This is a genomic window from Paenibacillus agricola (genome assembly GCF_011440305.1).
In the GTDB taxonomy this organism is placed as follows: domain Bacteria; phylum Bacillota; class Bacilli; order Paenibacillales; family NBRC-103111; genus Paenibacillus_S; species Paenibacillus_S agricola.
The window spans coordinates 260,712-274,854 of record NZ_JAAOIW010000002.1 but is presented as its reverse complement, the minus strand read 5'-3'; the positions used below and the strand labels follow the sequence as shown (position 1 = coordinate 274,854).

The following is a 14,143-nucleotide window of genomic DNA, read 5'->3' as shown; positions in this document are numbered from 1 at the left end:
AATATGTTCACGGATTAGCATACCGCGATACGACATCAATTTACATGGACGGTACTATTCAAAAACATGGATTATATAACTATGCCCGGCTTCCAGCTTTGCGGGTGGTTATTGGATATATATTCGGCTGCCGCAGCGTTGGCAACGACCTGCTCAGCGCTTTTGCAGCCCGGAATAACCGCTGTGACCGCTGGATGCTTCAAGCACCAAGCCAGTGCCCAAGTCGCCATATTGATCCCTTCGGGCACCTCGTTTTGCTGGATGTGGGCAGCCTCCTCCAGAACAAGCTTGGTTTTCTCTTGGTCACGGCTGCTGCGTACGTCATTGTCGGCAAATACCGCTCCAGGCTTATATTTGCCGCTTAAGTAACCGCTGGCCAGTGGAACCCGCGCCAATACGCCCAAATTCTGCTCGATGCAGGTTGGGAAAACCTCCTCCTCAGGCTTGCGGTCCAGCCGATTGTAAATCACTTGGATGGCTTCAGAGCCGACTTGGTTCGATTTCTGCGTTTGGTATATATTATCATTACTGCCGATGGAGGTGCCGAGATGGCGAATTTTTCCGGCTTCCACCTGCTTGCTTAATAGATTCCACAACTCCTCTTGGTCAAAGGCCTCATCCGTTCCCGAATGGAACTGGTAAAGATCAATATAATCAGTACGTAGCGCACGTAAAGAGGCCTCCAGTTGGCCAATTACCTCCTGCGGCGACCAGCATTGGGAGCGGTTCATATGCTCATGGAATTGATGCCCGAACTTCGTGGCAATAACCCAATCCTCGCGGCGGCCCCGCTCCACATAGCTGCCAATCAGCGATTCCGAGGTATGGTCCCCATAGCATTCGGCAGTGTCGATCAGATTGATGCCTGATGCCTTGGCTTGATCCAGAATAGCGTCGGCTTCTTGCTGTGTGTAGGTTTTTCCCCATTCGCCACCAAGCTGCCAGGTGCCAATGCCAATTACGGATACTTTTAAATTCGTGGATCCCAATTTCCGATACTTCATTTGTTGACCCTCCTCGAATGAATAGCTTCCCCTCTATTTAACGACATTTGCATAAACGATGTCAAAAGCTGATAATAATACAAAAAGCATACAAGGAGAAGATTAGAGCGATGCGTACCCAACTGCTAACACCCCTATTAGCCTTATTTCTTGCGATTGCCAGCCTTGCTGGATGTACATCAGCTACAACACCAGCACCTCAAAACGTCAAATTGGAGCCTGCTACCCTACAAGGCCAATCCGAGCATTGGAAGGTGAAGGTCGATTATATAGTCGGAGGCGAAGACTTAGAGGAAATTACAACACTCCAATTTCTAGGCCTGGAAGAATTGACTGAAGCCTCGGTAACAGTAGGACATAAGGGTCAGACTCCATTAACCTACTATGTGGAGTCCATTGATTTGCTGAAAACTGGACAAGCCATCACGTTAGGCGAAAAATCCAAAGTGCTTTCCTGGCAGGATACCGAGCAGATTATCATCGAATGGAAGGTTGGCGGTACCCAGCTTAAAGAATATATAACACCCGCCAAAATAGAAGCCGCGCCGGCCGCAACTCCTGCCCCTACTTCCGCGCCTAAATAATGTGCTTTTCACACTTTTTTCACTAAGCTGCTGTACACTTGTCCTTAATGGTATTTAATCGGGGAGAGGGGGACGAAGCTGTGAAGAGAAAGGGCATACCACGATGGTTCAAGGAATGGGTACCGTCCCTGCTGATTACGCTAGCCGTAAGCTTTACCTTTAATACATTTGTAGCACAGGGGATGCGAGTGCCAACCGGATCGATGCTGCCGACCATCCAACTGGAGGATAAGCTATTGGTTGAGAAGATGGTGGCTTTGACCGACTTTCAATTCGGTGACGTTGTGGTATTCTACCCGCCGCTTCCAGACAAAAAAGACGAGCGATTCGTCAAAAGGCTGGTCGGCCTGCCTGGAGATACAATTGAGGTTAAGGCTGGCACATTGTACCGTAACGGACTAGCGGTGGTTGAGCCTTATGTGAAAGAAACGATGACCTACACCTTCGGGCCGATTGAGGTGCCTCAGGATCAATATATATTTTTGGGGGACAACCGCAATGAGAGCCTGGATGCCCATTTGTGGCCAACCCCTTTTGTCGATAAAAGCCAATTGGTGGGCAAAGTGATGTTTCGTTATTTCCCTTTTGACCAGATGGGTGCATTGGATGGGTTGAATTGAGTTGAATAATGAAGACCTTTTTCACCAACAATAACCCCATACTTATAAAAGGAGGGGTCACCACATGGCTAAACAGCAAGGGCACGCTGCGAAAAATACAACCACCCGTACATCGGACAAAAAATCGAATAAATCTGAAGGCAAATAGAAATAAAGAAATAGAAATAAAGAAAACGAAATGCAAATAAAAAGCTAACCATTTGCGTTAGCTTTTTTGGTTTTTAGTAAATTTTTTGATCAGCTCAGGAAGGAATAGCAGCAGCAGTCCCATGGCAACAAATACCGTCCCGAACGTATAAACGCCTCGATCATTAGCCGGGATTAAGATACCTAGCTCATAAATAGTTACATCTACACCTCTAACTTCCGATAAAAGCACCATCGTACCTTTGAAAACAATGAATACACCTAGCGCCTGCAGCAATATAAAAGGCAATTTCATAAAAAGCACGCCTCTCTTCCTTAAGCTTATTGAATAGGCTGAAACGCTACATTCCAGATGCCGTCCTCGTCTTTAATCATTTGAAAGCCGGATTTTCCTTCCGCCCCTTGTACTTCTGGCCTGGGCACAAATTCAATATAGCCTTCAAAATCACTTGTTTGAATAAAGCTTCCTTTTTCAATGTTATTAAATAGTTTGAGGGTTTGTTGTTTGTTTTGGACTCGGTCGCCGGTTTCAGTAAATTTCTCAGACTCTTCTTTGGTCCAGAGGACATGTCCTGATCGATCTGTGTATAGGGCGTATTGCACCTCTTTTTTATTGTCCAATGATGCCTGAATGTATACCTTGGCTATACTGATTGGCTCTAGCTCTTTTAAATGTTGTTCATTTAAATCCTTCTGGAAGCGGCTGTACACCTCTTGCTCTTGGGGTGACAGCTTAAAATCGTATCCTGGCAACGCGGACTGGGACTGGGGCTCGATAACCTGCGTTGGGCTGTTTAAGCAGCCTGTAAGTGCTGCAATTCCCGCGAGTAAGAGTAGAATGATTCCCGACAAGCTGATCTTCTTTTTCATTATATAACCTCCTCATTCCCAATGACCATCTGGCATGCAGTGCGGCAGCCGGATCAAATATTTTGCCTCTTAGGGCAGAGACATATTTATTCGCCATGAATGGAGGGGAAAAATTGTGAACGAGCAACATGGACTTACTTGTTATATTTTCCGTAGAGTAAGATTGCCCCAAGAATAGCAAGGCCAATAACCACCCATAAAGCCGTTGTCAATCCAAACATTCAACCACCACCGCCTTGTAATAACTATACGATATTTGAGGATGGAGGATCAACCGATTGGAATGGAATCAACAGCAAATAGAACAGGTCGAAATCGGAGTTGTACGCAGGGAAAACTGGATCATGGCATCGTCCGGGGTCAGAGAAAGCGGATCATCCAATGGGATATCGAAGTCCATTTACGCTAGAAGACATACAAGTAATTTAGGTAGTCGCCAATGGGGCCAGCGGTCGGTTAATGGAGAGAGCTTGGCCAGCAAAATTCAGCTTATGGTATTTAAACCACCAGGAGAATGCCCTGCTGAATGTACGGTCAACCTTTAGTAGGAAGATACAAAGCACATTGTTTTTACCAAACAACTGCTGAAACTTGCCCAAATATTTATAATACTTATTAGAACGAAGAGGCAACCTTTAAAAGGCGGCCTCTTTTCATTGTTCCTTTATTGTTCATTTAAGCTGTCTAAAGGGACGCTTTGCTCATTCTCTGGCTCACCAAGCGGATAGATTCTTGCCATTTCGTTGTGTTCATCAACATTTTGAATATAGATCGGTGTTCCTTGGTAAGTTACATCAATCATAACGGGTGATTCTACAATTTCTTGTGCTCGTTGTTTATTCAAGTTAACGACCTCCATGTTTGATATAGCGACATTTTATTATTTACCAAAAACAACTGATTATTCTTAGTATGATTAAACCAACTCTCTGTACGTTTTCTACTATCTCAGGATCTTTTACAATATCTCAATAAACACCACGAACGCCCTTTACATAACTAATCTAAGATGAAGAAGGTGTTTTCTACATAATATCTTTATTTAGGATAGGAGTGTTTAAGGTTTGAAGAACTCATTTAAAAAGAAATTTAGAAGATTTATAGGGATTCTGCTGGCCGCAGAGCTGCTTGCAAGCTTGTTCCTCGCAGGGGGGGCAATAGCCTCGACCCCAGTTCCCGATCCCGGTACGCCGAATAGTGCGGAAGGCAGCTATGACGTCTCTGTACCGCATGTGATGATTAATCAGGTGTTTGGCACGGGAGCAGCAGATCCATCCGTTTTAGTGTCCCATAGCTTTATTGAGCTGTATAACCCAACAAACCAAGCAGTAAATCTTAACGGTTGGTCGCTTCATTACGCTGGGCAATCCAATAAGACCGGTCCTGCCGGCAACTGGCAGCAGCTTAATTTAACGGGTACGATTCCTGCTCATTCCTCTTATCTGATTACGGGGGATGCAACGACCGCAACGAATCCGAAGATTGATTTAACAGGAAAGGCTAATCAAACCATCACTGGGCATTTGCTCAACAAAGGCATGATGGTGGTCTTGACAAGCAATACCGGTTCGATTGATAACCTTTATGCTACGACACCAAGCAATAACCTTTTTACAAACAAGCCCCAAGGTTATGTAGACATGTTGGGCACGGGCAGCAACGATTCTGGAAGTACAATTAACAGCTATGAAACCGCCTTCCCAACAGGATCGGATGAGGGTACTTCAAAGAAAAAATCCGTTCGACGCAAGAGTTTCACGGATACCGATAATAACAAAGCCGACTTCACCCAATTCGACATCGAAATGGCAAGCACCAGTGATATTCAGCTGAAGAAACCCCGAGGTTCTGTGGACGGTCCTTGGGGACAAACTATGGGCATTGCTACAACCAGCCTGGATAGTGCTCGTGTAGGTACTGCTTATAACGTGACGTTGTCTGTCTATGGAGGAACGGCACCTTACACGTTCACAGCGAGCGGACTTGCAAACGGCTTGAGCATCGGCACAACCACTGGTGCCATGTACGGGACTCCAGCTGCCGGAACCGAAGGCAACCATTCAGTTACCGTGACGGTAACCGATTCGGTGTATTCGACTGCAAATGTAAGCCTAACGTTAAACGTACAAGCTGCCCTAGTAGCAGAACCGGTAATCCCGGATATTTTCTCAGTGACCAAGATCGGCTCTTACCAGGCTGCAGCGCCGAACTCCGATGGCGGGGTGGCGGAGATCGTGAAGTACAACAAGGACAACGGCAAGTTCTATCTTGTAAACGGAGCCAGCAATCCACCAACACTGGACATTGTTAACCTTAGTGGAGCTGCCCCTGTAAAGGAAACCTCCGTCCAAGTGAAGACCTTGGCTGAGACGAATGGCTTCTTATATGGCGATTTAACGAGCGTTGATGTAAATACCACTACCAAGCACGTGTCTGTTTCAGTACAAGAGCTAGATCACATGAAAATTGGTAAAATTCTTGTATTGGATTACGCAGGAAACCTCTTGAAGGAATATCCTGCTGGTGTGCAGCCAGACATGATCAAGTCATCTATCGATGGACGTTACCTCCTGACTGCAAATGAGGCAGAGCCTCGCTTGGACGGCCAAGATCCAGAGGGTAGCGTTACAATTGTAGATACGACGAACGACAGCGTAGTCCATCTGAAATTCGACAACCCGGCGATTATCGATGATACCGTGTATATCCGCGGCGCTTCAAGCGCTGGCAAGATTGCAGGCAAAGGGACGAAGGCAGATGCTGTTTACGACCTTGAGCCGGAATATATTACGATCATTGACGACCAGAATAAAGCTTATGTCTCCTTGCAGGAAAACAATTCCATAGCCACCATTGACCTCAACAGCAAAACGATAACCTCTGTTAAGGGGCTGGGCATGAAGGATTATAGTCTTCCTGGTAACAGCCTCGACCTGCAGAAGGATAACAAGGTACTATTGGAGAATGTGCCGTTTAAGGGCATCTACATGCCTGACGGAATCACTTCAGCCACACTGAACGGTACATCTTATCTGCTCTCTGCCAACGAAGGGGATGCAACCGAATGGCCTGGCAAGAACAATGCCTCCAGCATCGGACAACTCAAGGGAAGCCTGGCTCCCGGTTCTGATGCCGCGGTATTTCTAGCCAGCAAGAATGCTTACGACAGCGTCGAAGCGATAACCGGCTGGGGCAACGACAACATCTATCTATACGGCAGTCGCTCATTCTCCATCTGGAATACTGCTACGATGGCGCAAGTGTATGATAGCGGCAATGCATTTGAAAAAATTACAGGACAGCGCTATCCTGCGAATTTTAATGCCAGCAACAACAACGTTACTCTTGATAATCGCAGCACAAAAAAAGGACCAGAGCCGGAGGACGTAAAGGTTGGTAAGGCCGGCAACAAAACTATTGCCTTTATCGGTTTGGAGCGCGTCGGTGGTGTCATGATGTATGACATTTCGAACCCTGAACAGCCTATCTTCGTGAACTACACCAATACACGTGATTTCACAGCAGGCCTCAATACCGATACAGGCCCTGAGGGTCTCGACTTTATCCCAGCGGAGCTAAGCCCTACGAAATTGCCGCTCCTACTGGTAGCCAATGAAGTAGGCGGTACCGTCTCGGTACTGCAATTGAATGTTACGAAAGTGACACTGGATCAGACTACCCTTAGCTTAACCGCTCGGCGTGCAAGCCAGATGTTGACCGCGACTGTTGTACCGTTCGGAGAAGGAGCCTCAACCGTCACATGGACCTCTTCTAACACGGATGTAGCAACTGTGGACGTCAATGGAACAGTTACCCCAGTTACCGCGGGGACTGCAGTTATTCGAGCAGTTAGTGCAGATGGTTATGGCTCAGCGGAAGCAAATGTAACAGTAGCTGCCCTAAATTCATCTAATTCTAATTCAGCGCCTAGCACTTCTGCTACACCGAATGATCCCATTCAGTCTGCTCCTGTCGTTGGAACCGACAATAACGAAGTGAAGGGTACAATATCGGCTAAGGTTGAGACTGACGCTCAAGGGAATGTCAAGGCAACCATTACAGCAGAGCAAGTTACGGAAGTACTGAAATCATTAGAGCAAGTTGGCCAAGCCAACAAGGTCATCGAGATTAAAGTCGGGGTAGCTGCAACCGCTAAGCAAGCTGTGATTGAGCTGCCAGGCTCCGTATTTAGTCAGCTAGCTAGCAGTAACGTTGCTGAGCTCACCTTATCAACAGGCATCGGAACCCTATCCTTTGATCATAGCGCAATTCTCACGGTATCCCAATCAGCGCTCGATCAGCCCGTTTCTGTCTCGATCAATCGAACGAGCGCGGATGAAGTGACAGCAAGGCTTCCAGCCGCATCGAGAGAGGCTCTGGCAGCTGCGATTCAGGATCGCCCGATCTTTGATTTCACCGTATCCGTTGGTGATAAGAAGATATCTGATTTTGGCGGTGGTAATGTTCAGATTAATGTCCCTTATCAGCCAAAGACGGATGAGAACCCAAATGCAATTGTTATCTATTATGTCTCCGACAGCGGACAACTAGAGACGATTTCCAATGCATGGTATGATCAAGCTACAGGTCTGATTACCTTCAGTGTGAAGCACTTCTCCTTGTATGCCGTTGGCTACTACAAAGTGGAATTCAAGGACACAACTACCAGCTTTGCACAGCAGCAGATCATTTACTTGGCAGCTCGAAATATCATCAACGGAGTGAGCGATCAATCCTTTGCTCCTGAGCAACCCATTACGCGGGCAGACTTCGCATTGATTCTGGCACGTATTGCTGGTGCGGATCTGGGTAAGCCTTCCAGTACCCGCTTTAAAGACGTTGCTGCAGATCAATACTACGCGGCGGCTGTCGAATGGTCAGCAGCACAAGGCATCGTAAATGGCGTAGCGGACGGTCAGTTCGACCCGCAAGCGCGCATCACCCGTGACCAAGTGGTCACTATGATTGTTCGATTGGCAGACAGCCTGAAGTTCACCTTGCCTGCCACGATGATACCAACTCCGTTCGCCGATCAATCCTCTATTCCAGCTTATGCGTTGATGGCTGCTCAGGCTGCCCAGCAAGCAGGAATCGTAAGCGGCAAAAGCTCTGAAGGTAAGGCAGACGTTTACTTCGCACCAGCAGACTCTGCTACGCGGGAAGAAGCAGCGAAGATGCTGGCCACCTTCATGCAACAGCTGAAGTAAGGTCGTTATGAGAAGGGTCCGAGCTCCTCAATGGAGTCGGACCCTTTTGCGTTTACGTCGATAATGTCTCATTTATCACGATCAGGTTGAAGTTATTTTCAAGCTCGACTCGATGTAGCTGGTATTCACTATTGACGGTAACGCAGTGTAACTCAAAAAGGAGCTTGCCACCGTACTTCAGTGGCAAAGCTCCTTTTCGTTTTGTTGATTCATCACTTCCGCATAAACTCTACAATTGCTTAGTACTAGCCATCTCAATAGCTAAACCGGATCAAAGGGACACTTTATCAAATCGTGGATATCGGCATGCGCATGCTTGAGCCTCATGAACTCTATGCAGCTAAAGGCTTTCCAAGTACCTATAAAATATCTGACTGGCTGTTTGGGTACAGAATAAACTTCCATCTGGTAATTCATTGCCACAATTTCTGCATGTAATCTTTATTTTGTTCCCGCACATATTACTCATCTTGCTCTTTTCTGCCCAATCAGCGTCGGCGCTCACCGCGGTTGCTCCAACACGAACGGCTGCGTCCGAGTCACGAACTGGAAGCCCTGCTTGCGCAGGATCGGCGCGGAGGTCGGCAGCGCGTCGACGAAGGCGTGCGTCCGGCCGCGATCACGGGCTTCCTGCAACCGCGAGGCGACCAGCGCGGTGAACAGTCCCTGTCTCCGGTGTTTGGTCTTGGTGCGACCCCCGGCTAGTTCGGCGTAGGGCCCTCCGGGCCGGAAGTAGACCCGCCCACAGGCGACGGGCTCGCCGTCAACGTAGGCAATGTGGATGCTCATCTCGTCCGGATTCTCCTTCAACATAAGGGCCAGCGCGCGCCGCTCCTCCTCCACGTTGTGCCTGCCAATCTCGCGGGACACCTCGGCGTAGTCCACCAGGTCGCGCTCTTCTCGGACGATCCTGATCTCGTGCTCGCCGCCGTCACCGAAGACAGCCAGCGATGCCTCGTTCAATGGCAGGACCAACACTTCCTCCTCATCCTCGGCCTCGAACCCGGCGGCGACGAGCCGCTCGGGCAGGTCGATTGGCGTATCGTGACCGTAGTACTTCCACTCCAGGCTATAGCCGCCGGAGACGGCGGCATCCAGCTCCCAGCGGATCAGGTTATCGGTTTCCTCCGGCGGTAGGCTGGCGAACACGATCCGGCACTCCGATCCGTCCGTGGAGCGATCCACGACCACGTCACCGCTGGCAGACGGCACGCCCAGCGACCGTCGCTCGGCATCCAGGCCCGCCAGGATATCGGTTCTTATGATCTCGCCTGTTTCATACACCATTTTCGCTTTCTCCAGAGCCTGGTTCTCCTTGTCCATGTTCGACACGTTCTCCTGCCTCCCTTTGTTTTAGGAAATTTTGTTTCCCTCTTACTATATTACGTCTGTCTGTCCTCAACACAATTCTAAACTATTTCAACTACCCTTACAGAACGGCTGCTAAGTTACAACAACCTCCTGTTTTGCGTTAAACTGCCCGTTCGAATACGGTCAATCTTTTCTTGAACCACGAAGTTGAATAAAGACGTACCTTTCTAGATTGATGTCCTCATTGCTATTCTCAATTGATTTTTTTATTAAAGCCGCTACCATATTAGCTAATTCGTCATCGCTTGGAATGCGGTGACCCTTCACAAGTCTTTTCAATATCAGTTTCAATATAGTATTTTCCATTGATTCTTAACAAGCAATCTTGTGTTAAATCCCAATACATCTGAAATACGTAAACCAGTCTTGAATGCTATCCATACCAAAGGTTGAACCTCTGGATAAATTGGAAAAAAGTTGTTCTAATACATATTCCGGTGTGTAATCAATTTGATCGTAAGGTTTCTTTTTACGTTTTGGTCTGTCTTCGGGAAAAAGTAGTTGTCTTGTATTTATATTAGGAGCAATGTCATATTCATAACGCTGAATGTCATCTAAAAACTTACTTACAGCAGATAGATTATATTTAATGTACGATTCGGGGTTTGAATTACGTTTTGTAAGCTTTTTTGCACTTTGGTGAAGCGATTCAATATATTTTGAAATATGGCTTCTTTGAAGATCTTTTAAGTCATCCCATAATGGCTCTAAGTTGCAAATGAAGTTTAAGAACCCAGGAATAACATTCATATAGACTGCTGCAGTAGACCAAGAGAAATTGTTTTTGCTTAAAAGACGTTGCTTTATATATATTTTAACACTTCTCCGGATTGAGAGGTGCTTATTTTCGAGAAGTCAACAAAATAAAATATTGAGAATGCGACTTATTGAAATTAATCCCATACGTATCATACAAAGTTCGGATGTCTCAACGGTCTTTATCCCATTCCTCCCGAGTATCAATAAGTTGAGACAAAGTGGTATGCATATGCCTTAAAAAGTGTGTAATTGAACATTTGATTATTTGTTCTCCGTACACATAATGTCTCCTTATACATGTCTCCTTATAGTTTGTGTTAGGATATTTTGATTTCCCAACCAAAACAACCATTCCCGATCCGCCTTATCGATGTTTAGATTAACCAACGGGTTTTGAACTTCGAACCGAATGTTTTTATTAGATCGTTTGTATTTGTCTCGCTGATCCTGAAAGTTAGCTATGGAACCAATTACATCTACACTCCAAGTATTATCAGTCATGAAATAGGAGTTTTCTACTTTGTGAAACGACACGGACCCATCATCATGAACTAATCGCTCTTGATAGCTGGAAATCTCTTGTTCGAGCCGATTATTATGCAACCTATTCGCTTTCATATGTTTTTGTAGTCCCGTTTCAAACAACAGCTGAATCAACAATCGATCACGAATGTTCGTTGTGGACTCGTATATCTGTTCGACCTCGTCCTTATGTAAAGCCCTAGGTTTTCTTCTGGATTCTTTCAGCTTTAAAACGTTCTTAAATGAACTAATTATCCTCTATTTACGTTACTACAATTAATCCAGTCTACAACATTATTATCTTGTCTATAAACTAGGTTGCGAAGGAGAGGGTGGTGAGGCATGGATAAGTTACAAATTGCAATGGGGCATTAATCTGCTAGGCGGGTATTGCTCCTGTCTGGTTGGCTTGGATCGAAAGAGGCTAGAGGATTTGCGGCATGATAAATACATTGATTAAAAAAAGCCAAAGAAGTAAACGCAAATTAGACCCACACCATTATTATGATGTAGGTCTAATCATTAATTAAACAAAGAGGAGTAATTATAGAATACCATTAATAAACGTAATATTTATAAAGATTATGTTAAATATTATATGGCTGGATAAAAAGTTGATTTCTCGCCTCCTGTCGAAGAAGTGAAGGTCAATAGGGGGTGATGATTTTTATGAAACATTTGAAATAAATGGATGAAGGCATCCTAACCGGTGCTTTTTCTTTTGACATTTAACAAAGCGAGGTGATGGTCATGACTAAAAGCAGTGTAGAGCCAAAGCTGGAGCTTATCAAGAACTGGGCACGATCCGTATTGTATCGACTGGGACAACCCATGCTCCCGATCGCTTGACCTTGGAAACATCCAGACTGATTACACAACTTAAATACACAACTTAATAAAAAAGGCCAACCAGTAGTGTAACTGGCTGACCTCATACTGCATCGTGCTTTGGAGTAACCTTACATCGATGACTATTCCTTACTGACTGGCAGAGACGATTCGGAGCAAGTCCTGAATCATATGGCGAAGCTCGTTAGAGTTCTTAGCAATAGTTTTAAAGCCGCGCAAAGCGCCTGTTACCAGATGTGCCAATCTCATTGGAGGAATACCGCTTGCTGTGGCAGGGTACATTTCTAATAAGCCGGTCAGCAAGGTTTCCAACTTTCCGTAGCTCGTGTCGAGCGCCTCCCGGGCAAACTGGTAGGAGCTGTCCGTTATTTCTTTATATTCCGGCGAGTTTAGCGAATCGTCGAAATTACGGATCGCCCATACTTCGAAGGCATATAAAATTTTGTCTTCTGTTGTTTGATGGGACAATAGCCCATTGTTAATCTCCTCTATGAGGATGTCACCGTGGTGAACAATCGCGGCGTTAAAAATTTCCTCCTTACTCTTAAAGTATAAATAGAGGCCTGGGCGCGAAATGCCTGCAGCCTCCGCAATTTCGTTCATCGATACCCGCTTGTAACCGTACTTGAAGAACACATCTAACGCCGTCGCAACAATATCTAGTTTCTTTTTCTTGTCCATATCTCCATTTTATACACTTTACAAACTTTGTCCAGTTGTAAGTATATACATATAGACATTTTATATTTTATGTCTAACATAATGTAAAGGAGCAAACAAATTATGACAACCGAACAAAAACCGTTGCAGTCGGAATTCGGACCCCAAACAACCGCTAAAGAGGTGCTGGCTGGACAAGACCTAAGTGGAAAGGTGGCAATCGTCACAGGCGGACATGGAGGCATCGGGCTAGAAACAACACGCGCGCTTTCTGGAGCCGGCGCAACCGTCATTGTCGGTGCCCGTGATGTCAATAAAGCGAAAGAAGTGCTCACTACGCTGAAAAATGTCGAGGTCATCCGGCTCGATCTTGTGGATCCCGACTCGATTGATGAATTCGTCGCGGTCTTCTTGAGTTCTAATCGAGCGCTCGACCTTTTGGTTTTGAACGCAGGTGTTAGCTTTCCACCGACGATTAAAGACGAGCGTGGGTTCGATACCCATTTCGCGACGAATTACCTCGGCCATTTTCAACTGACGGTAGGTTTATGGGAAGCGCTGAAGCGTTCGGGTAACGCTCGGGTCGTCGCTCTTTCGTCGATTGGCCATATGACAGGACCGATCAATTTTGACGATCTGCATTTCAATAAAAGGCCGTACGACAAGGTTGTCTCCTACGGCGAGTCTAAGACCGCGTGCTCGTTGTTTGCCATTGAGCTCGATAAACGAGGTCGAGAGCACGGGGTGCGCGCTTTTGCGGTTCATCCTGGCGCTATTCTGTCGGGTTTGGTCCGACACTTGAGCGATGAGGATTTAGCAGGTTGGGGCGTTAAACGGAACGAAGACGGTACCTATATGTCTTCGGGAGATTTCAAAACCGCCGAGCAAGGCGCCGCCACATCCGTATGGTGCGCGGTCAGTCCGATGCTAAACGGCAAAGGAGGCGTCTATTGCGAAGACGGCGATATCGCGGAGGTCGTATCGGCAGACAGCACGCTGCAACGTGGAGTCCGTTCTTGGGCCATCGATCCAGCGTTGGCCGAAAAGCTTTGGACGATCAGTGAGGATTTTCTGCACATTTCTCATGGAACAATTCCTCAGAGGCCCTGATTGACTCTCTCTAGAATCGAACAAAAATAATTATTAACTTGGCGAGATGTAGGGAAACTAAAAATGAAAACAGTCCAATTGGGAACACAGGTTTTAAAAGTGAGTGTAGAAGGCTTGGGCTGCATGGGCATGAGTACAGCCTATGGCCGAGTAATGACGAGGAGAGGGCGGTACGGCTGTCGTGGATGGCAGTCCAGGGAACATCATCAGGGCAATCGAGGGGTCGCTACGCCGGTTGAAAATGGATTACATTGACCTTGTATATCTTCACCGATTCTATCCAACGGTACCGATCGAAACAACAATCACGGCAATGAGCAAATTGGTCAATGAAGGTAAGATTGGCGACAATAAACAAAAGCCAGTCAAAACACAAACATAATGTGTTAGACTGGCTTTTTATTTGATTACTGCACATAAATAAACATATTAGTGCATCT

12 protein-coding genes and 1 pseudogene are annotated in these 14,143 nt (G+C 46.3%); 6 read left to right on the top strand and 7 right to left on the bottom strand.

Features of this window, described 5'->3' with window-relative positions:
- Positions 1-71 precede the first annotated feature (71 nt).
- Complete coding sequence (locus tag G9U52_RS05690) at positions 72-1,004, bottom strand: aldo/keto reductase (protein WP_166147159.1); 933 nt, start codon at positions 1,002-1,004, stop codon at positions 72-74.
- A 110-nt stretch (positions 1,005-1,114) separates the two neighbouring features.
- On the opposite strand from G9U52_RS05690, the gene G9U52_RS05685 reads away from it, so the two are divergent.
- Complete coding sequence (locus G9U52_RS05685; RefSeq protein WP_166147157.1) at positions 1,115-1,588, top strand: hypothetical protein; 474 nt, start codon at positions 1,115-1,117, stop codon at positions 1,586-1,588.
- An 80-nt stretch (positions 1,589-1,668) separates the two neighbouring features.
- A complete protein-coding gene (gene lepB, locus G9U52_RS05680; RefSeq protein ID WP_311764810.1) occupies positions 1,669-2,208 on the top strand; it encodes a signal peptidase I in 540 nt (179 codons plus the stop codon).
- A 205-nt stretch (positions 2,209-2,413) separates the two neighbouring features.
- Here the strand turns inward: lepB and G9U52_RS05675 are convergent, their stop codons facing one another.
- Both G9U52_RS05675 and G9U52_RS05670 read right to left on the bottom strand, forming a co-directional pair.
- A complete protein-coding gene (locus G9U52_RS05675) occupies positions 2,414-2,650 on the bottom strand; it encodes a hypothetical protein (RefSeq protein WP_166147154.1) in 237 nt (78 codons plus the stop codon).
- Between the two features lie 26 nt (positions 2,651-2,676).
- Complete coding sequence (locus tag G9U52_RS05670; protein WP_166147152.1) at positions 2,677-3,225, bottom strand: RNA polymerase subunit sigma; 549 nt, start codon at positions 3,223-3,225, stop codon at positions 2,677-2,679.
- A 462-nt stretch (positions 3,226-3,687) separates the two neighbouring features.
- Here G9U52_RS05670 and G9U52_RS05665 point away from each other — a divergent pair.
- Positions 3,688-3,844, top strand: a pseudogene (locus G9U52_RS05665) (cell wall hydrolase); the annotation flags it as partial.
- Positions 3,845-3,889: 45 nt separating this feature from the next.
- On the opposite strand, the gene G9U52_RS05660 reads toward G9U52_RS05665, so the two are convergent.
- Positions 3,890-4,069: a small acid-soluble spore protein H gene (locus tag G9U52_RS05660; protein ID WP_166147150.1), complete on the bottom strand. Its 180-nt coding sequence runs from the start codon at positions 4,067-4,069 to the stop codon at positions 3,890-3,892.
- A gap of 220 nt (positions 4,070-4,289) precedes the next feature.
- On the opposite strand from G9U52_RS05660, the gene G9U52_RS05655 reads away from it, so the two are divergent.
- Positions 4,290-8,432 (top strand): choice-of-anchor I family protein, encoded by a 4,143-nt coding sequence (locus G9U52_RS05655; protein ID WP_166147148.1) that lies wholly within the window; start codon positions 4,290-4,292, stop codon positions 8,430-8,432.
- A 501-nt stretch (positions 8,433-8,933) separates the two neighbouring features.
- On the opposite strand, the gene G9U52_RS05650 is transcribed toward G9U52_RS05655, so the two are convergent.
- From G9U52_RS05650 to G9U52_RS05640, 3 genes are all read right to left on the bottom strand, one after another.
- Positions 8,934-9,755 carry a GNAT family N-acetyltransferase gene (locus tag G9U52_RS05650; RefSeq protein ID WP_243767205.1) on the bottom strand — a complete coding sequence of 274 codons (822 nt, stop codon included), beginning with the start codon at positions 9,753-9,755 and terminating at the stop codon, positions 8,934-8,936.
- 378 nt (positions 9,756-10,133) lie between these two features.
- A complete protein-coding gene (locus tag G9U52_RS05645) occupies positions 10,134-10,553 on the bottom strand; it encodes a hypothetical protein (RefSeq protein ID WP_166147146.1) in 420 nt (139 codons plus the stop codon).
- Positions 10,554-12,062: 1,509 nt separating this feature from the next.
- Positions 12,063-12,614 (bottom strand): TetR/AcrR family transcriptional regulator, encoded by a 552-nt coding sequence (locus G9U52_RS05640; protein WP_166147143.1) that lies wholly within the window; start codon positions 12,612-12,614, stop codon positions 12,063-12,065.
- Positions 12,615-12,716: 102 nt separating this feature from the next.
- Between G9U52_RS05640 and G9U52_RS05635 the strand changes: the two genes are divergently transcribed.
- Both G9U52_RS05635 and G9U52_RS05630 read left to right on the top strand, forming a co-directional pair.
- Positions 12,717-13,703 (top strand): SDR family NAD(P)-dependent oxidoreductase, encoded by a 987-nt coding sequence (locus tag G9U52_RS05635; RefSeq protein ID WP_207952815.1) that lies wholly within the window; start codon positions 12,717-12,719, stop codon positions 13,701-13,703.
- Between the two features lie 181 nt (positions 13,704-13,884).
- On the top strand, positions 13,885-14,085 hold the full coding sequence (locus G9U52_RS05630; protein WP_166147141.1) for an aldo/keto reductase: 201 nt from the start codon (positions 13,885-13,887) through the stop codon (positions 14,083-14,085).
- Positions 14,086-14,143 lie beyond the last annotated feature (58 nt).